The sequence below is a fragment of the Faecalibacterium hominis (ex Afrizal et al. 2022) genome, from assembly GCF_049545105.1.
In the GTDB taxonomy this organism is placed as follows: Bacteria; Bacillota; Clostridia; order Oscillospirales; family Ruminococcaceae; genus Faecalibacterium; species Faecalibacterium duncaniae.
Genome location: NZ_CP186860.1, coordinates 2,010,832 through 2,033,916, shown reverse-complemented (window position 1 = coordinate 2,033,916; position 23,085 = coordinate 2,010,832). Strand labels below are relative to the sequence as shown.

Annotated in this window: 20 protein-coding genes; 10 read left to right on the top strand and 10 right to left on the bottom strand. The window is 57.7% G+C overall.

Annotated elements, in window-relative coordinates; translation table 11 throughout:
* The 6 genes from ACKXGA_RS09865 to ACKXGA_RS09840 all read right to left on the bottom strand — a co-directional run bounded on the left by ACKXGA_RS09865 (position 1) and on the right by ACKXGA_RS09840 (position 10,466).
* Positions 1-444 carry a MarR family winged helix-turn-helix transcriptional regulator gene (locus tag ACKXGA_RS09865; protein WP_223385348.1) on the bottom strand — a complete coding sequence of 148 codons (444 nt, stop codon included), beginning with the start codon at positions 442-444 and terminating at the stop codon, positions 1-3.
* A gap of 180 nt (positions 445-624) precedes the next feature.
* Positions 625-2,967, bottom strand: a complete 2,343-nt coding sequence (gene feoB, locus ACKXGA_RS09860; RefSeq protein WP_423729404.1) for a ferrous iron transport protein B — start codon at positions 2,965-2,967, stop codon at positions 625-627.
* A gap of 216 nt (positions 2,968-3,183) precedes the next feature.
* A complete protein-coding gene (gene galE, locus ACKXGA_RS09855) occupies positions 3,184-4,209 on the bottom strand; it encodes a UDP-glucose 4-epimerase GalE (protein ID WP_423729403.1) in 1,026 nt (341 codons plus the stop codon).
* A gap of 260 nt (positions 4,210-4,469) precedes the next feature.
* Entirely contained in the window at positions 4,470-5,543 is a 1,074-nt protein-coding gene (locus ACKXGA_RS09850; protein ID WP_097769869.1) for an aldose epimerase family protein, read from the bottom strand.
* Between the two features lie 218 nt (positions 5,544-5,761).
* The gene (locus ACKXGA_RS09845; protein WP_207697474.1) at positions 5,762-6,316 is read right to left on the bottom strand and encodes a hypothetical protein; all 555 of its coding nucleotides are present in this window, start codon (positions 6,314-6,316) and stop codon (positions 5,762-5,764) included.
* A 223-nt stretch (positions 6,317-6,539) separates the two neighbouring features.
* Positions 6,540-10,466 (bottom strand): efflux RND transporter permease subunit, encoded by a 3,927-nt coding sequence (locus ACKXGA_RS09840; protein WP_423729402.1) that lies wholly within the window; start codon positions 10,464-10,466, stop codon positions 6,540-6,542.
* A gap of 527 nt (positions 10,467-10,993) precedes the next feature.
* Here ACKXGA_RS09840 and ACKXGA_RS09835 point away from each other — a divergent pair.
* The 6 genes from ACKXGA_RS09835 to ACKXGA_RS09810 all read left to right on the top strand — a co-directional run bounded on the left by ACKXGA_RS09835 (position 10,994) and on the right by ACKXGA_RS09810 (position 15,499).
* Entirely contained in the window at positions 10,994-11,932 is a 939-nt protein-coding gene (locus ACKXGA_RS09835; protein WP_035393233.1) for a PSP1 domain-containing protein, read from the top strand.
* 290 nt (positions 11,933-12,222) lie between these two features.
* Complete coding sequence (locus tag ACKXGA_RS09830; RefSeq protein ID WP_005929040.1) at positions 12,223-12,393, top strand: DUF362 domain-containing protein; 171 nt, start codon at positions 12,223-12,225, stop codon at positions 12,391-12,393.
* A 134-nt stretch (positions 12,394-12,527) separates the two neighbouring features.
* The gene (locus ACKXGA_RS09825) at positions 12,528-13,202 is read left to right on the top strand and encodes a tRNA1(Val) (adenine(37)-N6)-methyltransferase (protein WP_423729401.1); all 675 of its coding nucleotides are present in this window, start codon (positions 12,528-12,530) and stop codon (positions 13,200-13,202) included.
* A 107-nt stretch (positions 13,203-13,309) separates the two neighbouring features.
* A complete protein-coding gene (gene rsmI, locus ACKXGA_RS09820; protein ID WP_156074220.1) occupies positions 13,310-14,149 on the top strand; it encodes a 16S rRNA (cytidine(1402)-2'-O)-methyltransferase in 840 nt (279 codons plus the stop codon).
* 97 nt (positions 14,150-14,246) lie between these two features.
* A complete protein-coding gene (locus tag ACKXGA_RS09815; RefSeq protein ID WP_117534302.1) occupies positions 14,247-14,735 on the top strand; it encodes a YfcE family phosphodiesterase in 489 nt (162 codons plus the stop codon).
* Complete coding sequence (locus tag ACKXGA_RS09810; protein WP_423729400.1) at positions 14,732-15,499, top strand: biotin--[acetyl-CoA-carboxylase] ligase; 768 nt, start codon at positions 14,732-14,734, stop codon at positions 15,497-15,499. The genes ACKXGA_RS09815 and ACKXGA_RS09810 overlap by 4 nt, the downstream gene beginning before the upstream one ends.
* 271 nt (positions 15,500-15,770) lie before the next feature.
* Here the strand turns inward: ACKXGA_RS09810 and ACKXGA_RS09805 are convergent, their stop codons facing one another.
* Positions 15,771-16,307, bottom strand: a complete 537-nt coding sequence (locus ACKXGA_RS09805; protein ID WP_423729399.1) for a gamma carbonic anhydrase family protein — start codon at positions 16,305-16,307, stop codon at positions 15,771-15,773.
* 105 nt (positions 16,308-16,412) lie between these two features.
* On the opposite strand from ACKXGA_RS09805, the gene ACKXGA_RS09800 reads away from it, so the two are divergent.
* Positions 16,413-17,702, top strand: coding sequence for a D-alanyl-D-alanine carboxypeptidase family protein (locus tag ACKXGA_RS09800; RefSeq protein WP_423729398.1), 1,290 nt, complete (start codon positions 16,413-16,415; stop codon positions 17,700-17,702).
* 165 nt (positions 17,703-17,867) lie between these two features.
* Here the strand turns inward: ACKXGA_RS09800 and ACKXGA_RS09795 are convergent, their stop codons facing one another.
* The gene (locus ACKXGA_RS09795) at positions 17,868-18,833 is read right to left on the bottom strand and encodes a hypothetical protein (RefSeq protein ID WP_423729397.1); all 966 of its coding nucleotides are present in this window, start codon (positions 18,831-18,833) and stop codon (positions 17,868-17,870) included.
* Complete coding sequence (locus ACKXGA_RS09790; RefSeq protein WP_097769884.1) at positions 18,830-19,468, bottom strand: rhomboid family intramembrane serine protease; 639 nt, start codon at positions 19,466-19,468, stop codon at positions 18,830-18,832. The genes ACKXGA_RS09795 and ACKXGA_RS09790 overlap by 4 nt, the downstream gene beginning before the upstream one ends.
* A gap of 102 nt (positions 19,469-19,570) precedes the next feature.
* Here ACKXGA_RS09790 and ACKXGA_RS09785 point away from each other — a divergent pair, with 102 nt between their 5' ends.
* Positions 19,571-20,035, top strand: a complete 465-nt coding sequence (locus tag ACKXGA_RS09785) for a hypothetical protein (protein ID WP_423729396.1) — start codon at positions 19,571-19,573, stop codon at positions 20,033-20,035.
* A 30-nt stretch (positions 20,036-20,065) separates the two neighbouring features.
* Here the strand turns inward: ACKXGA_RS09785 and mgtE are convergent, their stop codons facing one another.
* A complete protein-coding gene (mgtE, locus tag ACKXGA_RS09780) occupies positions 20,066-21,637 on the bottom strand; it encodes a magnesium transporter (RefSeq protein WP_423729395.1) in 1,572 nt (523 codons plus the stop codon).
* Between the two features lie 612 nt (positions 21,638-22,249).
* Here mgtE and ACKXGA_RS09775 point away from each other — a divergent pair.
* Both ACKXGA_RS09775 and ACKXGA_RS09770 read left to right on the top strand, forming a co-directional pair.
* Complete coding sequence (locus tag ACKXGA_RS09775; protein ID WP_423729394.1) at positions 22,250-22,609, top strand: type II toxin-antitoxin system RelE/ParE family toxin; 360 nt, start codon at positions 22,250-22,252, stop codon at positions 22,607-22,609.
* Complete coding sequence (locus tag ACKXGA_RS09770) at positions 22,606-22,893, top strand: helix-turn-helix domain-containing protein (RefSeq protein WP_097769886.1); 288 nt, start codon at positions 22,606-22,608, stop codon at positions 22,891-22,893. Before ACKXGA_RS09775 ends, ACKXGA_RS09770 begins: the two co-directional genes overlap by 4 nt.
* The last annotated feature ends 192 nt before the right edge of the window (positions 22,894-23,085 follow it).

The following is a 23,085-nucleotide window of genomic DNA, read 5'->3' as shown; positions in this document are numbered from 1 at the left end:
TTATTCTTCTCCTTCTAGGATCGCATCCAGATTTTCGCTCATCGTATCGATGACTTCAAAAAATATCTCGAGTTTTTCTTCCTCCAGCCCTGCCATCAGGCGGCGGATGAAATCATCCTGCATCCTGCGGCCCTGTTCGATGATGGACTGCGCCTTTTCGGTGCAGGCAAGCTCCGTTTTGCGGCGGTCGCCCAACACCGGACGGCGCTCCAGAAAGCCCTCCTGCACCAGCTTGTCCACATTCACCGAGACAAGGTTCGCCTTGATGTGGCGCACCTCCACGATATCGCGGGCAGTCGTGTAGTTGGGGTTGTTGGCAAGGAACATCAGGATATCAAACGCTGTCTGCGGCAGGTGCAGCTTCTGGCACAGCGGCTTGCAGACGGCGCTGTACGCAAGGCCCGTCTTGTTGGCAAATTCCACACTGGGGTTCAGCTCACGCATTGCGCGCCCTTCTTTCTCTTTTTTTGTATTGTTCATTTTTGAAGTATTTTAGCACAGGGAATCTCTGTTGTCAAGGGCAGACAGCGTAAAATCAACTGATCCATATATTTTGTCCAACGCAAAAAGCCCGCACCATGAAGATTTTCACGGTACGGGCTTTTGATATGCTTCAGGGCAGGGTCACAGCACCGCCACGGCAAGGATCCGCACAACGAGCGCGGCAAGCCATGCCACAACACACTGGTTCACGACCATAACGGTGGCCCAACGGCCGCCCATCTCCCGCTTGACCGATGCCACAGCGGCGATGCAGGGGGTGTAGAGCAGGCAGAACACCAGCAGGGGAGCCGCTGCCGCCGGGCTGAGCGCCGCGCCCAGTGCGGCAGCGGAACCATACAGAATGGTAAGGGTGGAAACAACGCTCTCCTTTGCCATAAAGCCGGTGATCAGCGCCGTGGACACCCGCCAGTCGCCAAAGCCCAGCGGTGCAAACAACGGAGCGATGCCGCTGGCGATCCAGGCCAGGATGCTCTCCTGCGGGTCTGCGGTCAGACTGAGCTGGAAATCAAAGTTCTGCAGGAACCAGATGATGATGGTTGCCAGGAAGATGACCGTAAAGGCACGCTCGAGGAAATCCCGGGCCTTTTCCCAGAGCAGCTGGGCCACATTTTTCAGACCGGGCAGACGGTAGTTGGGCAGCTCCATAACAAAGGGCACGGCCTCGCCCTTGAACAGCGTTCCCTTGAGCAGAAAGGCCATACCAATGCCCACAAGGATGCCCAGGAAATACAGGCCCACCATGACCAGTGCGGCGTACTCCGGGAAGAAGGTCACCGCAAACAGGCTGTAGATCGGGAGCTTGGCCGAGCAGCTCATAAAGGGCGTAAGCAGGATGGTCATTTTCCGGTCCCGCTCCGAGGGCAGCGTGCGGCTTGCCATCACGCCGGGGACCGTGCAGCCAAAGCCGATGAGCATGGGCACGATGCTGCGTCCCGAAAGACCGATGCGCCGCAGCAGCTTGTCCATCACAAAGGCCACGCGGGCCATATAGCCGGTATCCTCCAGCAGGGAAAGGAAGAAGAACAGGGTCACGATGATGGGCAGGAAACTCAGCACACTGCCCACACCGGTAAAGATGCCGTCGATCACCAGCGAATGCACTGCATCGTTGACGTTCCACGCCGTCAGGGCATTGTCCACAAGGATCGTCAGATTCTCAATGCCCAGTTCCAGCAGGCCTTGCAGCCCCGCGCCGATCACGCCGAAGGTCAGATAAAACACCAGCGCCATAATGCCCACAAATGCCGGGATCGCCGTGTACTTTCCGGTGAGGAAGCGGTCGATCCTTGCGCTGCGCAGCTGCTCCTTGCTCTGGTGGGGCTTTACCACGGTCTGATTCACCAGCTGATGGATAAAGTGGAACCGCATATCTGCAATGGCGGCGGCGCGGTCCAGGCCGCGCTCCTGCTCCATCTGCAGGATGATATGCTCGATCATCTCTTTTTCGTTCTGATCCAGCTTCAGGGCCTCCTCAATGCGGGGGTCGCCCTCCACCAGCTTTGTGGCGGCAAAGCGCACCGGGATCCCCGCCGCCCGGGCGTGGTCCTCGATGAGGTGGATGATGCCGTGGATGCAGCGGTGAACCGCACCGCCGTGGTCATCCTCGCCGCAGAAGTCCATCCGGCCCGGACGCTCCTGATACTTTGCCACATGGATGGCGTGATCCACCAGCTCATCCACGCCCTCGTTCTTGGCGGCGGAAATGGGGACCACCGGGATGCCCAGCATCGCTTCCATCTCGTTGATGTTGATGGTGCCGCCGTTGCCGCGCACCTCATCCATCATATTCAGTGCCAGCACCATGGGGGTGTCCAGCTCCATCAGCTGCATCGTTAAGTACAGATTGCGCTCGATGTTGGTGGCATCCACGATGTTGATGATGCCCGTGGGCTTTTCGCCAATGATGAACTGGCGGGTCACGATCTCCTCGCTGGAATAGGGCGACATGGAGTAAATACCGGGCAGGTCGGTGACTTCGGTATCGGGATATTCCCGGATGGCACCGCTCTTGCGGTCCACCGTCACGCCCGGAAAGTTGCCCACATGCTGGTTGGAGCCGGTGAGCTGGTTGAACAGGGTCGTTTTGCCGCAGTTTTGATTTCCGGCCAGCGCAAACGTCAGCACCGTTCCCTCCGGCAGCGGGTGTTCACCCTTTTTGGTGTGGTAGCGGCCGCCCTCGCCCAGGCCCGGGTGCTCCACCATCCGGCCGGCCTTCCGTGCCGGGGCCGCTGCGGGTGCTTCCGCCGGGGTGATCTCGATCCGTGCCGCATCGTCCAGCCGCAGGGTCAGCTCATAGCCGTGGATCTGCAGCTCCATGGGGTCTCCCATGGGAGCAAATTTCACCAGCGTGACCTTCTCGCCGGGAATCAGCCCCATATCCAGAAAATGCTGGCGGAGCTCTCCCGTTCCACCTACTGTATCGATCACGGCACTTTCGCCGATCTTCAGTTCCTTTAATGTCATGGCAGATGCCTTTCCTTCGACAAAATGTTAGTGTATGTGAACAGTCTTAATATATGCTAACTCAAAGGCATTGTCAAGGCAGGAAGCGGCAAAAATTCTCGCCTGTCCCCGCTGTTTTTTGTAGAACTCTTTCTCCTGTTCCGGCAGGTTTCCGGACAAAAGGAAACGCACCCCTGAATTTTCACGTTCAAAGGTGCGTTTTGAGAACAATTCTGTTTACTTCACGGTGTGGTAGCCATCGGGGTTGTTCTTCTGCCAGTTCCAGCTGTCGGCACACATCTCCTCGATGCCGTACTCAGCCACCCAGCCCAGCTCATTCTTGGCCTTGGTGGGGTCGGCATAGCACTCGGCGATATCGCCGGGGCGGCGGGGATCGATCACATAGGGGATCTGCTTGCCGCAGGCCTTCTCAAAGGCATGGATGACATCCAGCACGCTGTAGCCGTGGCCGGTGCCCAGATTGCAGATGAACAGGCCGCAGTTGGTCTGCAGCTTCTTGATGGCGCAGACATGGCCCCGGGCCAGGTCAACCACATGGATGTAATCGCGCACGCCGGTGCCGTCGGGGGTGGGGTAGTCGTTGCCAAAGACGTGCACCTTTTCCAGCTTGCCCACGGCCACCTTGGCGATGTAGGGCATCAGGTTGTTGGGGATGCCGTTGGGGTCCTCGCCGATCAGGCCGGACTTGTGGGCACCGATGGGGTTGAAGTAACGGAGCAGGGCCACGTTCAGGGTGGGGTCAGCCTTGCAGACATCGGTCAGGATGCGCTCAGTAAAGGCCTTGGTGGTGCCGTAGGGGTTGGTGGTGGCACCCACGGGGAAGTCCTCGGTGATGGGCACGCTGGCGGGGTCACCGTAGACAGTGGCGGAGGAGCTGAACACGAAGTTGTGACAGTTGTGGCGGCGCATCACGTCCAGAATGACCAGCGTGCAGTTGAGGTTGTTGTAGTAGTACTCGATGGGCTTGGAAACGCTCTCGCCCACTGCCTTATAGGCGGCAAACTGGATGACGGCATCGATATCGGGGCACTCGGTGAAGATCTTCTCCACGTCCTCGTGCTTTGTCATATCAGCCTGATAGAACCGAAAGTCCTTGCCGGTGATCTGCTTGACCCGATCCAGCACCACGGGGGAAGCGTTGTAATAGTTATCTGCCACCACGATGTCAAAGCCAGCGTTCAGCAGTTCGATACAGGTGTGGCTGCCGATATAACCGGCACCGCCGGAAACCAAAATTGCCATAAAAGTACCTCTCTTCTCGTCACCAAAGTTGCTTGCGCGGGGCAGGCCCGCCTTCTGCCACAAGGATACAACGTTTTGGCCGCAGAATCAAGTAACGGGAATTTTATAAGGATGGATTTTTGTTTCCATTTATTTTTCCGCGCATTGATTTACAAGCGTTTTTTGTTTTTTGCACATGGAGTGATGGAACACTTTGTGCAAATCAGAGAAAAAGGCCCTCCCGGGCAAAGCTGTCAGGCTTTGAATGAGAGGGCTGCATTTTACAGTTTTCCGCACTGTTTGCCGGTGAAGAACCGCAGGGTGGTGTTGGCACGGAACACTTTCCCGGCCCGCAGGGCGGTGGAGGGGAACTCCGGGTGGGAGGGGCTGCAGGGGAAGTGCTGGGTCTCCAGCGCAAAGCCGCCGTATTTCTGCATCGGCACGCCGCCCTTGCCGGGGGCAGGGCAGTCCTGCAGGAAATTGCCGGTGTAGAGCTGCACGCCGGGCTGGGTGGTATAGACCTTCATGCTGATGCCGGTCTTATCGCTGGAAGCCCAGGCGCACAGGCTCTGGCTGGCACCGCGGCCCCTGTCGATGACAAAGCAGTGGTCATAGCCGCCGCCCACCATGGTGGTCTGGGAAAAGCCGGTGTCGATGTCCCGGCCAATGGGCTTGCCCGCCCGGAAATCCATCGGCGTGCCCGCCACGGGCAGGATATTGCCGGTGGGGCAGGTCTCGTTGTTGCCCTCCAGATAGCGGGACGCATAAATGCGCAGCTTCTGGCCCAGCACATCGCCGCCGCCATCCAGATTGAAGTAGGTGTGGTTGGTCAGGTTGATGATGGTGTCGGCATCGGAGGAGACACGGTAGTCCATCCGCAGGGCGTTGTCCTCAGTGAGGATATACCGCACCGAGATCTTCAGATTTCCCGGGAAACCATCCTCTCCATCGGGGCTTTCCGCCTCCAGAAGCAGGGTATCGCCAAAGGTCTTTACCTCATACAGCTTGCGTGGAAAGGTACCGTGCAGGTGGTTTTTCCCGTTGTTGGCTTCCAGCTGATAGGTCTTGCCGCCCACGTTGAACACGGCATTCTCGATGCGGTTGGCGTACCGGCCCACGAACGCGCCGCAGCAGGTACTGCCGGACGATTCAAAGTCCTTGACGTAATCGGCGTAGGTGTCGTGGCCCAGCACCACATCCACCGGCCCGCGCTTGGTGGGCACCCAGATATTCTTGATGATACAGCCGTAGTTCAGCACACTGACCGCCAGCCCGCCGGGGTTCGAGATGATGTATTCATTGATCTTTTCGCCGTTTGGAGTCATGCCAAAGGGCTTGGAGAGAAACTGTGCCATAGGGCTCGCCTCCTTTTGTATTTTTTCAGGACAGCACACTCTCTGTTTTATCCTTTATTGTTTTGATTATATCACAATTTTCCCCTTCTGTGTTGGCATTTTTTAAGGGAATCTATCCAATATTTCGAGAGATTTTTTGTAAGTTCTGCCCCATAAGCCCAAAAAAGCCCCGGAGGGCCAGGGGTAGGCGCTCCGGGGCTTGTATGTCAGATTAGATATTACTGCTGGGGCTTTGCAGTAACCTCATAAGTCATTGCAACTGCAGCGTAAGTCTTTCCATTTACAGTCTTAGCTGCAACACCAATTTTCGTAATTTTGACAGACACACCATATGCACTTGCCATTCCATCCAGCAAATCTTGCATAGTATCCGTACCCTGATTCAGACTTCCAATGTTATCTGCAGTAATTTCCATTACTTCATAGATGCCATTCTGCATTTTGCCATCCTTCATCAGAGGCAATGCCATCGTCATAGAACCCTTACCAGTCGAAATATCTTGCTGGAACTTTTTGTAATCCTCAACGGAGTAGGATTTCCGAGAATCAAAAGTGCCCTTCTCGGTGTCGATCAAATCAATCTTGCTCTCAGCGAGTTTCTTCAAATCTGCATCATTTACCTGAATACCTGTGGCCTGCTTCATAGCACCAAAAGCTGCATCTTCAGTCTTCTGTGCGAAAGAAGGTGCGCTGTCATCGCCGCAAGCGGTGAGCAGTGCCAGAGCCATTACGCCGGCCAGCAGAAGGGCGGCCATTTTCTTGAGCATTTTCATTTGTAGAACCTCCAATGTAAAATGATATTTTACCACACAGAAAGCATACCCCTACACCTTCTGTATTGTGAACTCATTTTACATCTACCCCCCCCCCCCTGTCAATATTTTTTATTGAATTCCTCAATTTTTGGAGACTGTGCCAAAGCTGCGGCGATTTTTTTAGCAAGTTGACAAAAAGCACCCCTCACATGGCTGTGAAGGGTGCTTTGGGGAAGTTTTCTTACTCCGGCTGAGCGGTGTTCTGGGCGATATACTCGGCGGCATCATCGGGGATGTCGTCAAGGTTCTCATCGCCGATATCCACGTTCAGCGGCGGCTTCTTGAAGAGGATGTCGTACATCAGGGGCACAACGTACAGGGTCATCAGGGTGGCGTAAGTCAGGCCAAAGATGATGACGATGGCCATGCCGCTCATCAGCTGGCTGGCCATGTCGCCGCTGAACACCAGCTGGAGCATGGCCAGAACGGTGGTCAGGGTGGTCATCAGGATGGGGCGCATTCGTGTTTTGCCGGTGGCGATCAGGGCCGCGCGGCGCTCCATGCCGCCGATGCGCAGCTGGTTGGCGTAATCCACGAACACGATGCCGTTGTTGACGACCGTGCCCATCAGGACGATGAAGCCCATCAGGGAGATCATAGTCAGCTGCTGGCCGGTGAGCAGCAGGCCCAGCAGGCCGCCGGTAAAGGCCAGCGGAATGGTGAACAGAACGATGAAGGGGGAGAGCAGGCTCTGGAACTGGGCCACCATAACAAGGTAGACGAAGGGCAGCGCCAGGAACATCCACTGGCCCATCTGATCCACCACCATGCCGTTGATCTCAGAGCCGCCGCCCATATAGAAGCTGCAGCCCTCGGGCATCTCATCGGATGCGGCAAAGGCGTTCAGCTTCTTTTCCAGCGCGCGGGTCTCGGTGGTGGTATTGGTGCCCTCCACCGCGTCCGCCGTCACGCTGATATAGCGGGTCTGGTTCTTACTGGTGATGGAGTCCGGGGTGGAGCCGGTGACCCAGGTAGCCATATCGCCCAGCGTGCAGGTGCCGGTCTCGGTGGTGCCGTCGGCGGCCATGACGGAGGTCGTAAAGGTCATATCCATCATGTTTTCCTTGGTCATGGGGTCCAGATTGTTGCTGATCTGGACGTTCATGGTGGAGCCATCGATGGCAACGGGGGTCTGGGCCGTGGTGGTGGTGGTCAGCTTGGCGGCGATCTGCTGGTAGACCTGCGCCACGGTCAGGCCGTAGGAGCGGACCTTATCCCGGTCGATCTGCAGGTTGATGGTGGCATCGCCGCTGCCCAGACCGTTGGTTGCATTGGTGAAGCCGTCCATCTCGTTGACCATATCCACCACCTTCTCGGAGAGGGCAGTCATGGTGTCGATGTCGTTGCCGGAGACCTGGACAGTCAGGCCCATATCCAGCTGACTGGTCAGCTCCTGCATTCCGCTGATCTCAACGGTGGCGGTGCAGTTCTCCACGCCGTTCACAGCTTCCTCCAGCGCCTCACGGGCCTGTTCGATCTGCCGGGAGGAGAGGCTCTCGTCCAGCATCACGTTGATCTGGTAGGTACCGTAGCTGTTGGCGGCTTTCAGCAGGTCGGTGATGGTCTGGGGCAGGCCCAGCTGGCCGACATCCATTCCGGCCACGCGGCTGTCGGTGGTAACGCCCACCTCTTCCACGTTGTCCACAGCCAGCAGGGCATCAATGACATTCTCGGCCACAGCATAGGATTCTTCCTTGGTCAGATCCTTCTCGGTGGAGAGGGTGACGATGGCCTCGTTGCTGGTGATGGTGGGCAGCATCTCAACGCCCATGGACATCACGCGCCAGCCGCAGAACACCAGCAGCACCACTGCCGCGCCCAGCGGTGCCCAGCGGTGCTGGAAGCACCATTCCAGGCTCTTGACGTACTTTTCCTGCACCTTGTCGAACCACTTGAGCTCTTTGGGCTTGGAGTTTTTCAGCAGGGTAGAGGAGGCCGCCGGGGCAACCGTCAGGGCCACGATGAGGGAAGCAGCCAGACAGTAGCCGATGCACATGGACATGGGCTGCAGCAGGCTCTTGATGACACCCGATGTGAAGATGACGGGCAGGAACACGCAGACAGAGGTGAGGGTGGAAGCCATGATGGCCATGCCCACCTGCTTGGTGCCCTGGACCGCCGCGCGGGCAGCGGGCACGCCGCGGCTGCGCAGACGGTAGATGTTCTCAATGACGACGATGGAGTTATCCACCAGCATACCAATGCCGAGGGACAGGCCCGCCAGCGTCATAATATTCATATCCAGACCGGTGAAGTACATGAGCACCACGGCAAACAGCACCGACAGCGGGATACTGATGCCGACCACCAGCGTGGGCTTGATATCCTTGAGGAAGATGGCCAGCACGATGATGGCAAGGGCCGCACCGATGAGCATACTGCTCAGGATGCTACTGACGATGATGCTGATGTAGTTGCCCTGGTTGGACAGCACGACCACATGCAGGCCGTCGTATTTCTGTTCCAGCTCTTTGAAGGCAGCCTTGCAGTTGCCGGAGACTTCACCGGCGCTGGAAGAATTGCTCTTGAAGATCTTCAGCACCACGGAGCGCTCGCCGTTCAGGCGGGTAAAGCTGTCCTCCGCGTTGTCGATGATCTGCACATCGGCCACGTCAGACAGGCGGACATCGCCAAAGCCGTCCACATGGAGCAGCAGGGCACCGGAGATATCCTCGATGCTGTCGTACTCCTCGCCGACCTTCAGCAGCCAGGACTTGTTGCTGGAATCCTTGACATAACCGGCGGGCATGGAGAAGTTCTGGGCATAGATCAGCTGTGCCAGCGTGTCGATATCCAGCATCTTGGCCACGTCGGAGTTCTCCATGGCCATCTGCTTGGCATCCTCATACTGCTGCTTGGCATCGGCCAGCTGCTTCTCGTAATCGTTCAGCATCTCGCGGGCCTCGGTGAACTTGATATAGGCCTGCAGCTGCTGCTGGGAATAGCTGCCCACGATCTGGGTGAACTGGTCCATCAGGCCGGGCACGTCGTCCATGGCCTTGATGGTGCTCTCCAGCGTGCTATAGATGTTGTTCAGGCTCTGCTGCACCTGCAGGTCATCGGCCAGCTCCCCGGCCGTTGTGCCGGCGGTGTCGCCCTGCGCGTTCAGGCGCTGCTGCAGCTCCTGCAAAGCGGTGGTCACCTTATCGGTGATATCGCGCAGCTCCGCAACGATCTCGATCAGAGAATCGATATCCTGCATTCCGGTCTCGTTGAACTTGTCCACGACCCGCTGCAGGCCGTCCCGCACATCGATCAGGGCCTGCTGGATCTCCGGCTCGTTGACCACGGCAATGAGCTGGTTGACGCTCTCCAGAAGGGCCTGTGCCTGCTTCTTGACCAGCATGAAGGAATCCTGCAGCTCGCCGGAGTACTGGCTGTTGATGGTATCGCTGACCAGCTTGTCGTAATTGGCCAGCTGGGTCTCGTACTCCTTTCTGCCTGCCTCGATCTGGGCCTCGGCATCATCCAGCTGGGCCTTTGCATCGGCCAGCTGCACGTCAATGACCTCCAGCAGCTTTTCGTTGATGGCATCGATCTTTTCCTGATCGAGCTGCACCTGCACCATCCGGGTGACCAGGCCGTTGGCGGAAATATTGGAAACGCCGCCCTGACGCTCGATATAGGGGACCATGGTGTCGTTGACGAAATCGGCCAGCTCATAGGAATCGCTGCCCTCGCGGCTGACGGCCACGGTCATAAAAGCATTCATGTTCAGGGTATATTCAATGATGGAGGGGGTCATACAGGTGCTTGGCAGGCTGGCGGTGGTCTGATCCACCTTGTTGGACACCTTGACTACGGCACTGTTCATGTCCGTATCATCCTCAAACTCCATCAGCAGCAGACTGTAGTTTTCTGCCGAGGTGGCGGTGACGTTTTTCACGCCCGAGATGGTGCCCAGCGCGCTCTCCATCACGTCGGAGACCTCGCTCTCCACACGCTCCGGGCTGGCACCGGGATAGACCGTGACCACCATCAGGTACGGTGTGTTCACGTTTGGCAGCAGGTTGGTCTGCATATTCTGCACGGACACAAGGCCCAGCATGATGACCATGATGACTGCGACCAGAACGGTGAACGGTTTTTTGACGCTGAATTTTTCCATTTCTTCCTACCGTTTCTGTGTTTTCCCACGCATTGCGCGGCTGCTCTTTTTTCTCAGAGCGGACCAAAGGCGATACCCCTATTATACACCCGGTTCCGGGGCTTGCAAGGCTTGCCCGGAGATTCTTTAGCAAATCTTGAAAATCTTTTGTGAAATCCGGGTGATACCTCAGTTTTTTGACGTTTTGGAGATCAAATTTCAGACGGAGTTCAAGTGGGATACGAATGAGCGGGGCGGAATGTTGCAGAGGATGAAATTTTTTTATCGGCTCCCCCTTTGGGGGCAACGACGACGACCGCCGCCAGTGGCGGATTGAGGGAGGAGTTGTTGGGGCAGTGGCCAGCAAGGTGCGAGTGCAATTGCACGAAGCAGCTGCTGGGAGCCACAACCTGGGCTGGCGAACGAAGTGAGCCTGAGAGGGCTGTTCAATTTTCAACGTTTATGCTATAATAATCCTCAGAATGGATCTTCAGGCTCTTCTGTGGGCCTTTTTACGAGATAGGGGAATTTCCCCTGTGAGGAACAGTATGAAAAAAGTCATCTCTGTCCGTTTCAAGGAAAACGGCAAAAGCTATTATTTCGACCCTGCCGGAGCCGACATCAAAACCGGCGAATACGTGATCGTGGAGACCGCCCGCGGCATTGAGTGCGGCGAGGTGGTGCAGGGCGTGAAAGAGATCGCCGACAGCGCCGTTTCCAAGGCGCTCAAGCCCATCACCCGGATGGCCGACAGCGTGGATGTGCGCCGGATGCGCCAGAACCGCGAGGATGAGAAACGCGCCTACCACACCTGCCAGGAGTGCATTGCCCGCCACGGCCTGGAAATGAAGCTGGTGGAGGCCGAGTACACCCTTGACCGCTCCAAGATCATGTTCTACTTCACCGCCGACGGCCGGGTGGACTTCCGCGAACTGGTCAAGGATCTGGCCGGCATCTTCCACACCCGCATCGAGCTGCGCCAGATCGGCGTGCGCGACGAGAGCAAGATGATCGGCGGTCTGGGCATCTGCGGCCAGCCCTTCTGCTGCAGCCGCTTCCTCAAGGATTTCCAGCCCGTTTCCATCAAGATGGCCAAGGAGCAGGGCCTTTCCCTGAATCCCACCAAGATCAGCGGTGCCTGCGGCCGGTTGATGTGCTGCCTTTCCTACGAGGAAAACGCCTATGAATACCTGAACAGCATCATGCCCATGGTGGGCAGCACCGTGCGCACCCCGGACGGTCTGGGCACCGTGCTGGAGGTGAACCCCATCTCCGGCTACCTGCGGGTGCGCTGCGGCACCGAAGCCCTGACCCCGCGCTACTATAAGGTGGGCGTGTGTGAGTATATCAGCGGCGGCAAACGGGCACCCCGCCGCCCCGACCCGGACGACGATTATTCCGGTGTGCGCAACCCCGCCCCGGTGGTGGCAGCCGCCGATGAAAAGGGCAATGTGGGCTGCGGCAAATGCCCCAAAAAAGAGAAATAATTCCCAGAAAAATAGTGGGATATCACGGTGGTTAGTATCACAAAACTAACCTTTCTTCGTGATTTTCGCCAAAAAACTCTCTTAATTTTCCCGCAAAGTTAGGCCTTGTTTTTGTGCAACCCCACAAAAATAAAACTTTGGGCTTTTATGGCACACGGTTAGTCTTGCCTTTTCTTTTCCACTTTGCTAGAATGCAGACAAGGATGAATTCCGGGGAAGCCTGCTGGCACCGTGCGAGGGCAGACTTCTTCTTAAAGCTAGTGCACGGGTGATAAAAGGAGAGTTTTATTATGGCACACAAGGTTTCTGACGCATGTGTTGGCTGCGGCGCTTGCGAGGGCGCTTGCCCCGTTGGTGCTGTCACCATTGAGAATGGTGTTGCAGTTGTGAATGCAGACGCTTGCATCGATTGCGGCGCTTGCGAGGGTGCTTGCCCCACCGGTGCTATCGCTGCTGAATAATTTCACGGCGAACACTGAAAAAACGCATCAAAAGCAGCAGACCTGTCAAAAGCGGGTCTGCTGCTTTTCTTTCATGCACAATTTTCCCCAATTTTTCCGCCCGATATTTTGGCAGTGGATTTTAGGTGCTGTATATGGAACATTCCACCGAGATTTTGTATAATAGAACAAGAGTCTATTGTTCAGCCGTGCACCGCTTTGGTTCAGACGCGCTGCTGCTGGCCCGGTTTTCGGAGCCAAAGCGGGCCTGGCGCGCCGCTGACCTGTGCTCCGGCTGCGGCATCGTGAGCCTGGAATGGCACGACCGGGGCCACCGCGGCCCCTGCCTGGGGCTGGAGCTGCAGCCCGAAGCCAGCGCGCTGCTGGCCGCCGCCTGCGCCGAACAGGGCATTGAGCACATCACGCCCGTCTGCGCCGACCTGCGCTCCTTCCGGGAGGGCGAGGGCAGCTACGACCTGTGCGCCTGCAACCCACCCTATTTCACAGCAGGGGAGCAGGCCACCGACAGGGCCCGGGCCACTGCCCGCCACGAGACGGACTGCACGCTGGACAATGTCTGCAAATGCGCGTTCCGGCTGCTGAAGGATGGCGGGCGGCTCTCGCTCTGCCACCGGCCCGAGCGGCTGGCCGAGGTGCTGGCAGTCCTGCGGGCCAACCGGCTGGAGCCCAAGCGGCTGGCCTTTGTGAAGAACCGGCCAGATGCCGCCCCCTGGCTGTTTCTGGTGGAAGCACAGAAGAACCGAAAAACAGGGCTGCGGGTCGAGCCGGATGTGCTCATCTCGGCAGGCGCGGCACTGTATGGCCGCTGAACCTCTCAGGTGCTGCGCGCCAGGTGCGGGCTGCGGCTCCTGGCAGGGGATGCGGCATCCCGTAGAGATAACGGAGAGGTTTTGTACAAATCAAATGGGAGGATACTATGGCAGGTACTCTTTATATTGTCGCCACACCCATCGGCAACCTGGATGACATGCCGCCCCGTGTGGCAGCCACCTTTGGCGCGGCAGATTTCATTGCCGCAGAGGATACCCGCGTGACCATGAAGCTGCTCAACTTTCTGGGGCTGAAAAAGCCGATGGTGAGCTACTACGAGCACGCCCTGCAGAAGGGCGAGGGGATCCTGCGCCGCATTGAGGCAGGCGAGAACTGCGCCCTGTGCAGCGATGCCGGTATGCCCTGTGTCTCTGACCCGGGCGAAGTGATCGTGCGGGACGCGCTGGCCCGGGGCATCAAGGTGGTGCCCGTTCCGGCAGCTTCCGCCTGTGTGACGGCGCTGGCCGTCTCCGGTCAGGACACCTCCCGCTGGGTGTTCGAGGGATTTCTGCCTGTGAACAAAAAGCAGAAGCGGGAGCGGCTGGCCGAGCTACAGGGCGAAAAGCGGACGGTCATCTTCTACGAAGCGCCCCACAAGCTGCGCACCACGCTGGACGACCTGACCGCCGCCTTCGGCCCCGAGCGGAGCATCACCCTCTGCCGGGAGCTGACCAAGCTCCACGAGGAGATCTGGAAAACGACGCTGGGCGAGGCCCAGACCCATTATTCCGAGAACGACCCCCGCGGCGAGTATGTTCTGGTGATGGCCGGTGCGCCCGCCGCCGAAGCCGAAGAAGAGCTGACCCTGGAGCAGGCCGCCCAGCGGGCGCTGGAACTGACCCGAAACGGCTACGCAGCCTCTGCCGCCGCCAAGGCCGCCGCGCAGGGCACGCCGTATTCCAAGAGTGAAGTGTACAAGCAGCTGCTTGCCTTGCAGGCAGATTGACCTCTCCGTCCATGCTTCGCATTGCCCCCTATCAGGGGAGCTGTCGCCAAAGGCGACCGAGAGGTTTAATACGTATAAATAAGGAGGACGTAGTCCCGTGACGAAACTTTTGATCCTGAGCGACAGCCACAACAGCGCCAGTGCAGTGGAGCGCATCCTGCACGCAGAAAGCGATGCAAATGCCGTTGTCTTTTTGGGAGATGGCCTGCGCGACCTGGAAGATGCACTGACCCTGCACCCCAAGATGAAGGTCTACGCCGTAGCCGGTAACTGCGATTTTGGTGCGTTGGAGCCGCTGGATGGGCTGGCCGCCTTCGATCAGGTGGTCGTTTTCTATACCCACGGTCACATGTACGGTGTAAAATACGATCTGGACACGCTGGCAGATGCCGCCGCCGCCCGCGGCGCTGAGGTGGCATTGTTCGGCCACACCCACAAACCCACCGCCCTCCAGAAAAACGGCGTGTTCCTGTTCAACCCGGGCTCCTGCGGCCGCTGCTACACCGGCCCCAACACCTACGGCGTGATGCTGTTGGACAAGGGCAAGATCACCAGCTTTGCACACAAAGAGGTACCGCAGCAATGAGCATCAATGAGGTGCGTTATCTGCCCGAATGCGGCAGCACCAACGCGTATATGAAAGAGCATTTTGAAGAGTTCGGCCCGGTGGGCGCGGTATACACCACCAACCAGACCGCCGGGCGGGGCCGCCTTGGCCGCACCTGGGTCAACGCCGAGGGCAAGGCGCTGTACTACACGGTCGCCATCCGGGAGCCGCTGGCGCAGCCTGCCACCCTGCCCCTGCTGGCCAGCCTTGCCGTGCGCAGACAGCTGGCCCTGCGCTACGGCGTGGACTGCCAGATCAAGTGGCCCAACGACCTGCTGCTGAACGGCAAAAAGATCGTGGGCATCCTGTGCGAAAGCGTCTGCTACGGCTACCAGCAGCAGGGCCGGGGCATCCTGTGCGGCATTGGCATCAACCTGGCCCAGCCGCAGAGTTATTTTGATGCCGCTGACCTGCCCCACGGCACCTCGCTGGTCCTTCAGGGTGCCACAATCGATCTGGAGCAGGATCCCGGCTGGCTGGCCGAGGCTTTGACGGATTTCGGCTTTGATCGGCCCCTGTACACCTTTGCGCGGGATGGCTTTGCACCTTTCCGGGAGGAGTACAAGGCCGCCTGTGTCAACATCGGACGGCGGGTGACCTTTGACCTGCCGGACGGCGGGCAGGGAGCAGGCGAGGCCGTGGATGTGGACGAAGAAGGCCGTCTTGTTGTCCGCACCGACAGCGGCGAGGAGCATGTGTTCACCGGCGAGGTCTCCGTGCGCGGCATCTACGGTTCCCTTTGAAACTTGATATAGCACAGCACCCCCGGCAGAGGATCGCTCCGCCGGGGGTGCTGTTTCAGACAAACAAAAGTCCCCTCCGGCGCTTGCGGTACACCGGAGGGGACTTTTGTTTTGGGGTATTGCTTTGGTGTGAGGAGGAATCATGTGCAAGGGAGACGGTTGCGGCCCCGCTCCCTTGTGCTCATAGTATACCCGATTTCGGCGCAAAAGTCATTACTTTCTTGTGAAATCTTGTGAAAATTCTGTTAAGCTTCGCACGAAATTATTTCGCTCATTCAGTTTCACCTTTTTCCTCTTTCCGCAGGGCTGCGGCGTGACGGCGGCCTTCCCCCACATAGTGGGCGGCATTGGCAAGGTTGGCGGCTGCCTGCTCGGGGCTGACCTGCTTGATGATTTTCCCCGGAACCCCCACCACAAGGGAATCGTCCGGGATGATCTTGCCTTCCGGCACAAGCGCACCGGCCCCGATGATGCAGTTTTTGCCCACAACACAGTGGTTGAGCAGGGTGGCGTGCATCCCGATCAGGGAACCGTCTCCCACGGTGCACCCGTGGACAAGGGCACAGTGGCCCACGGTCACGTTTTTGCCCAGCGTGACCGCCCCGCCCGGGTCACAGTGGAGCACCGCATTATCCTGCACATTGGTGTTCTCGCCCAGGGTCAGGGTGCCGTCGTCCCCGCGCAGAACCGCACCATACCAGACCGAGGATCCCGGCTCCAGCACCACATCGCCCAGCACCGTGGCGTTGGGTGCCACGAACACCGCACCCTCGTCTCGGGGAACTTTTCCACCAAAAGGCAACAACATTGTGAAAAACCACCTTTCTCTTTTCCGTCATTTATGGTATTCTTTTATATAGTGTTTTAGTTTTTGATTCAGGGAAGCCGGGAGCTTCCGTTGGAGGATACGCTTATGCAGAACTCTACTCTCTTCCGCCGGGCGGCGGCCCTGCTGCTGACGGCAGCGCTGGCCCTGACCCTTGTCCTGCCCGGTCTGGCCGCATACGAAATGCCCATCCAGACCGTGAACGAGGGCGAGTCGATCTATCTGTTCAACGCGGACATCGACAAGCCCATTCTGGAACAGAACGCGGACCAGCAGCGCTACATTGCCAGCCTGACCAAGATGATGACAGCCCTGCTGTTTCTGGAAAGCGGTAAGGACATGAACGCGGAGATCACCATCCCCGCCAGCCTGACCCAGGAGTTCAAGGACATCCAGAACGCCAACGGCAGCACCATCAACCTGCGCATCGGCGAAACGGTGCGCCGCATCGACCTGCTGTACGGCCTGCTGGTGGCCAGCGCCAACGACGCGGCCAGCGTGATCGCCAGTGATGTTTCGGACGGCGACCTGACCGCCTTTGTGGCCCGGATGAACCAGCGTGCCAAAGAGCTGGGCTGCACCAGCACCAGTTTTACCTGCGTGCACGGCCTGTATGATTACGGCAACGTCTCTTCGGCCCACGATCTGGCCCTGATCGCCAAGGCCTGCGCCGAGAACGAGACCTATATGCAGGTGGCAAACACCCTGAGCTATACTCTGCCTGCCACCAACCTGCACCAGAACGAGCGCACCATCACCTCCACCAACCTGATGCTCAACCCGGAGTACCCCTACTACCGGGATTACATCCGGGGCATGAAGACCGGTTTTACCACCTTGGCGGGCCGGTGCTATGTGACCTTTGCTCAGAAGGACGGCCACACCTACGGGCTGGTGGTGCTTGGCTCCGACCTCGACAACATTTACAGGGAGGCCTCCGAGATCCTGGACTGGGCCTTTGCAAGCTTTTCTGACCGGGAGCTGGTGGACACCGAGACCCCGCTGACCACCGCCCCCCTGAAGAAGTGCCGCTCTTATGAGGAAGTGGAGCTTTACGCTGCCGCGCCGGTCAGCGGCTACGGCCATGCGGACGACAAGGTGACCTTCACCTACGACCTTCAGGAGAATATCTCCGCCACCGTCAAGGATGGGGCTGTCCTTGGCACAGCCACCGTTTATCTGGACGGCTATGAGGTGGGCACGGTAGACCTTGTGACCCATCAGGAGTATGTCTCCGACTTTCGCACCGACCTTCAGACCACGTTTCTCCTGATGGCGGCCCTCATCGTTCTTCTGGCTGTTCTCAGCTTCTTCACCCTTGTTGCCGGGGGCGGCTCACTGAATCTGGGCCGGCGCAGAAAAGCACGGAGAAGATGATCTCACCCTCTCAGTCTCGCTAACGCTCGACAGCTCCCCCGAAGGGGGAGCCAAGGGCTATTCCATATATAGCAGCATTTACCCTCTTTGATGTTTTGCCTCTCCCTTCGGGAGAGGTGGCATTGCGCAAGCAATGACGGAGAGGGTAAAGGCTGCTCTTTTTTATCAGAATGTCCGGAACTTCATTGCCAGCACACTCAAGGTGATCTTGGGGTTCACCTGCGCACCCAGCCGCTGGATCGCCGCATCGGCGGCTGCAAGGGCCTTGCGGGCGGCATCGCCCTGCACCGGGGCACGGGGGCTGCCGCGCAGCCCTGCGGCCGCTACGGCCCGGAAATCAGCCAGCAGAGCGGCGGCCCCCACCTTATCCTTTTCGTAAGCTGACAGCAGAACGGCGGCGGCATAGCTGTCCTGCGTGGCCGCTGCTTTGGCAAGGGCAAGCGCCTTGTCCACCTGCGCCCGGCGGGCCTCATCCCGGGCCACATCCAGCACTGTGCCGATGTGGCCATCGAACAGCTCACTGTACAGGGCGGCATCCTTGCTGTCCACCCCATGTGCGGTGCAGTAGCGGGCGCAATCGGCGGGGGAGACCGGAGCCACTGCAAAGCTGATGCAGCGGCTCCGGATGGTGGGCAGAACGCCCGCCAGCGAATCCGCCGTCAGCAGAAAAAGCACGCCTTCGGGCGGCTCCTCCATGACCTTCAGCAGAGCGTTGGCCGATTCCTCGTTCATCCGCTCCACATGGTAGAGCAGCACAGCGCGCCCCTCTGCCGAAAGGCTGGTGTTGAAGATCTCGCTGCGCATGGCCGTGACCTGACCGACCAGATACCGCCCGCCGCTGCCCATACCGGTCACGGAGATGGCTTCCCGGACGATGCCTGTCTCGATCTGGCCGCTGTCGCGCTTACCGGCCTTTGCCACGGCACGGCAGCACTCGCCCCGGAGCAGGGCTTCGGCGGGCGCGCCGCCGTTGGGGTAAAGGTAATCCGCCGCCACACAGCGGGCCGCAAACCCGGTTCCCAGCCCCTCTTCGCCCACCAGCAGAACACTGTGGGTCATGCGGCGGCCCCCCAGCATCAGCCGGACGCTGGTCTTTAATTCCGAATTGCCTTCCAGACGATCAATCATCATCTCCGATTTTTCCTCTTCCACTGCTCCCGGCGCACCCAGGCGCGAATGTTATGCCAGGCCTGCGGCCCGAAGAACAGAAGGAAGCCCAGCATACAGAGCAGATAGTTCAGCTTGCCCAGCATCCCCATGCTCAGGAAGCTGAACACCCACAGGGCGGCGGCAAAGATGCCGAAATATTTCACCTTGAGGGGGATGACGAAGAAGAGCAGCACCTGCAGCTCCGGGTAAAGCATGGCAAAGGCCAGCAGGAGAGAGAGGGACAGACAGTAGGTATCGGCAGAGCCTGTCAGCAGGCAGGCCAGCCACGCGCCTGCCATCCCCAGCAGGACATAAAGGTTGAAGCGGAAATCGCCCCACTCCCGTTCCAGCGCACTGCCGACGAACCAGGTAAAATAGATGCCCAGCACCACGCTGAGCGGCCCGCCGCCTGAAAAAGGCACCAGCACAAAGGTGAACAGCCGCCAGATCTGCCCGGCGAACAGGGCACTGCGGCTCAGGGAGAGATAAAAGGAAATATACTGGTTGACGAACAGTTCAATGGCGTAGACCAGGATCTGGCCGCCGATGAGGATGTTGATGAGGTTGGGAATGCAGAACCGGCCGTATTTCCGTTCCAGCTTGGTGATCCAGTTCATAGGCAGAAGCCTCCGTTATTCGTAAAATTTGCGCCCCATTGGCCGGGAACGCTCTCTTTTTTCATTGTACCATGATTGGCAGGGCCATTCAAGGCGAAGGGTGTGAACAAAGGGATCTGGCTGTCTGTTCATCCGAGTGCTAAAACAGCAGGTTGTAACCACTTTTGGTGTGTTCAGATGGACTTATCCACTCTTTCCACTGGGTTTTCCACCGGAATTGTGAAAAAAGCACCAGTTTTCCCACGATGTTTTCCACTTTTTCCACTGAGTTTTCCACATTTTCCTGTGAGGTGGTTTATACATGGTGTATTGTACCGCGCGGATCTTTGCGAAAATCAGGGGAATTATGGGCCTTTGCACCTTTTTTCTGAAAGAAAGTCAAACCCGAAAATTTACTTTTTACAGCAGGCAGAAAATCCGCTCCTTGAATTTCTCCCCGTTGGAATGAAGGAACCGCTAGTTTTCCACACCCGTTTTCTACAAAAATCGACCTGTGGAAAACAGCGGGAAAACTTGAGTTTTCAACAAAAAGAAACAGCCCTCTCAGTCAAAGCCGTCAGGCTTTGACTGAGAGGGTTGCTCCTATAAAATCAAACGTTACATCATATTCCGGAACACGATCTGCGCGATCTGGAAGTACAGGATCAAGCTGCAGGCATCCACGATGGTGGTGATGAAGGGGGTCGCCATGATGGCCGGGTCCGCACCCAGCTTCTTGGCGGCAAGGGGCAGCATACCGCCCACCAGCTTTGCCAGGATGACGCTGAAGAACAGCGACACGCTGACGACGATGGCGTAGCCCATCACATTGTCATACTGACCGGCAAAGATGAAGGTGTACATCAGGTAGATGCGCAGACCGTTCACCACGCCCAGCACCGCACCCACGATCGCGGAAACGCGGAGTTCCTTGGCCAGCACCTTGAGGAAATCGGCGGGTTCCACCTCACCCAGCGCCAGACCGCGCACCATCAGGGTGCTGATCTGGTTGCCGCAGTTGCCGGCGGTATCCATCAGCATGGGCATAAAGGAGACCAACAGGGGCAGGCTGACAAAGGCTTCCTCGTAATGGGTGGTGACCATGCCGGTAAAGGTGGCCGACAGCATCAGGATCAGCAGCCAGGGGATGCGCTGCTTGGCGTGGGTCCAGACACTGGTGCCAAAATAAGTCGTGGCCTCATCCGCGGGCAGAATGGCGGCCATCTTCTGCATATCCTCGGTGCTCTCATCGGTCAGAACATCGATTGCATCGTCGATGGTGATAATGCCCACAAACATGCCCTCGTTGTCCACAACGGGCATTGCGGTAAAGTCGTAGCGCTGCATCTCACGGGCCACGAACTCCTGGTCATCGGTAACCTTCACGGTGACCACGTTGTCGTCCATAATATCGACCAGCGGGGTATCAGGGTCTGCCAGCAGCAGGTCACGGGCAGAGACAACACCCTTCAGGCGGTTGCGCTCCACAACATAGTTGATATAGACGGTCTCGGCGTTCTCGCCCTGCCGCCGGATGGCATCCAGCGCCTGCCGGACATTCATCTCTTTTTTCAGCCGGACATATTCAGGGGTCATCAAGCTACCGGCCGAGCTCTCGGGGTAGTTCAGCAGCTTGTTCAGGCTCTCACGGGTCTGCTTGGAGGATTTCTCCAGCACCCGCTTGACCACGCCTGCGGGCATATCCTCCAGCAGGTCGGCAGCATCGTCCAGGCTCATCTCCTCAATGGCGCTGACCAGCTCCACGTCGGAGAAGGCGTTGACCAGGTCATCCCGGGCTTCATCTGACATATAGGCGAAGGCCTCGGTGGCCACTTCCTTTTTCAGCAGGCGGAACACCACCAGACGGTTGTTCTCGTCCAGCTCCTCCAGCAGCTCTGCCAGGTCGGCGGGCTGCTCCTCCTCGGTGACCTCACGCAGCTTGACGTACTGCTTTTTTACCAGCATCTTGAGCAGGCGGCTCTTGGTCAGCATCTCGGGGTCAGCCTTGACCTCATCGTCCCGGGCCTCCTCTTTCTCGGCCTCCCGGATGTCCTGCTTCAGGTCCTCTGTGGCTTCCTCGTTCAGATCTCTGACCAGCTTCTGGCGCACCTCGTCCGGGATATCAGCGGGCAGCTCCTGCACAGGCAGGGCGGCCTCGGTCAGTTCGTTTTTCTTTTCTTCCATTTCCATTTTGCGTACCTCCTACCGTATTCCGGCGGTTGGTACAGGGCAAAACAAAAAGCGCCGCCAACGGCCCGCATCCACCCCTTGCCAAGGCTTCCACGCGCACAAAGCCGCGCCCTTTCTCCCCGCTGAGAAGTGCCCGAACAGCACCTCTTACCGGGCAAAAAAGGCGAACGCAGCCTGCTCCATGTCCCGTCCTATCGCACCAAAACCGCATCTTCGACTATGATCCGGGTCCATTGTCCTGCGTTCACCTCCTAAGGATCTTTTCCACTTTTTATTATAGCGCCGGCCAAAAGGCCGGTCAACCCTAAATGCACCGAATCAGGCGGGAATTTCCACCAAAACACGCAGAAAGCCCCTTCCAGTGCTTGCGGACCACTGAAAGGGGCTTTCTGTTTGGATATTGCCTTGGTGTGAGGAGGAATCATGTACAAGGAATCGGTTGCGGCCCCGGTTCCTTATGTCAGTAGTATAGCACCAAAAGCACGGGTTTGCATGAAAATCCTATGAAGAAATTGTAAAATAGCGAGAAGATATTTTTATCGCATCCTTGACAAAATGGGATATATCATATATTATAGAAATAGGATATATCCCATAGAGGAGGGATGCCGCTTGGAATGTTACGATGTAGACTTCTATCATAAGGAGAATGGCGACTGTCCGGTAGATGATTTTCTGGAATCCCTTGACACCAAAATGCGTGCAAAGGTATTGGGTGCTGTCGCACTGCTGGAAGCCAACGGACCACAGCTGCGGGAGCCCTACTCCAAATTTATTGGGGACGGGATTTTTGAGATCCGTGCTAAGCAGAGCAGCAATATCACACGTGTTCTGTATTTCTTTTACATTGGAAAGTGCATTGTTCTGACCAACGGCTTTATCAAGAAAACGCAAAAAACACCACCAGAGGAAATTGCCCTGGCCAAAAAATATCGTGCAGACTATCTTGAACGAAAGGAGAAGATATCGTGAGTGACTTTCGGAATTTTCTCAACAAACAACTGGAAGACCCTGAATTCAAAGCGGAGTGGGAGGCACTTCAGCCAGAGCTTTCACTGGTACAGGCAATGATCGATGCCCGGAAGGTAAGCGGCCTGACCCAGAAGGAGCTCTCGGAGCGTACCGGCATTGCTCAGGCAGACATCAGCAAGCTGGAAAACGGCAACGCAAATCCTTCTCTGCGGACGCTGCAACGCCTTGCCGCCGGTATGGGAATGCAGGTCAAAATTGAATTCATTCCTGCTCCCGCAAAATAGTATATGGATGAGAGAACCGCTGTATGGAACATTCCGTACAGCGGTTTCTGTTTCCTTACACAAAAATACGCCCCGTTCACTATAAAGTGAGCGGGGCGCTAAAAACGGATTCGTTTTTGACTGCGGCAAGATCCCTGCAGGGCAGGTCTTATGCAGCAGGCGGAACAAGGTATCTGTTGCCAGACCTTATGC

Coding starts and splice junctions, on each gene's coding strand:
- galE (WP_423729403.1), bottom strand. CDS start 4,209: ATGGCAATTTTGGTTTCCGGCGGTGCCGGTTATATCGGCAGCCACACC.
- ACKXGA_RS09840 (WP_423729402.1), bottom strand. CDS start 10,466: ATGGAAAAATTCAGCGTCAAAAAACCGTTCACCGTTCTGGTCGCAGTC.
- ACKXGA_RS09810 (WP_423729400.1), top strand. CDS start 14,732: ATGAGCATCAATGAGGTGCGTTATCTGCCCGAATGCGGCAGCACCAAC.
- feoB (WP_423729404.1), bottom strand. CDS start 2,967: ATGACATTAAAGGAACTGAAGATCGGCGAAAGTGCCGTGATCGATACA.
- ACKXGA_RS09825 (WP_423729401.1), top strand. CDS start 12,528: ATGGAACATTCCACCGAGATTTTGTATAATAGAACAAGAGTCTATTGT.
- ACKXGA_RS09865 (WP_223385348.1), bottom strand. CDS start 444: ATGCGTGAGCTGAACCCCAGTGTGGAATTTGCCAACAAGACGGGCCTT.
- ACKXGA_RS09830 (WP_005929040.1), top strand. CDS start 12,223: ATGGCACACAAGGTTTCTGACGCATGTGTTGGCTGCGGCGCTTGCGAG.
- mgtE (WP_423729395.1), bottom strand. CDS start 21,637: ATGGAAATGGAAGAAAAGAAAAACGAACTGACCGAGGCCGCCCTGCCT.
- ACKXGA_RS09790 (WP_097769884.1), bottom strand. CDS start 19,468: ATGAACTGGATCACCAAGCTGGAACGGAAATACGGCCGGTTCTGCATT.
- ACKXGA_RS09845 (WP_207697474.1), bottom strand. CDS start 6,316: ATGAAAATGCTCAAGAAAATGGCCGCCCTTCTGCTGGCCGGCGTAATG.
- ACKXGA_RS09835 (WP_035393233.1), top strand. CDS start 10,994: ATGAAAAAAGTCATCTCTGTCCGTTTCAAGGAAAACGGCAAAAGCTAT.
- ACKXGA_RS09850 (WP_097769869.1), bottom strand. CDS start 5,543: ATGGCACAGTTTCTCTCCAAGCCCTTTGGCATGACTCCAAACGGCGAA.
- ACKXGA_RS09805 (WP_423729399.1), bottom strand. CDS start 16,307: ATGTTGTTGCCTTTTGGTGGAAAAGTTCCCCGAGACGAGGGTGCGGTG.
- ACKXGA_RS09795 (WP_423729397.1), bottom strand. CDS start 18,833: ATGATGATTGATCGTCTGGAAGGCAATTCGGAATTAAAGACCAGCGTC.
- rsmI (WP_156074220.1), top strand. CDS start 13,310: ATGGCAGGTACTCTTTATATTGTCGCCACACCCATCGGCAACCTGGAT.
- ACKXGA_RS09800 (WP_423729398.1), top strand. CDS start 16,413: ATGCAGAACTCTACTCTCTTCCGCCGGGCGGCGGCCCTGCTGCTGACG.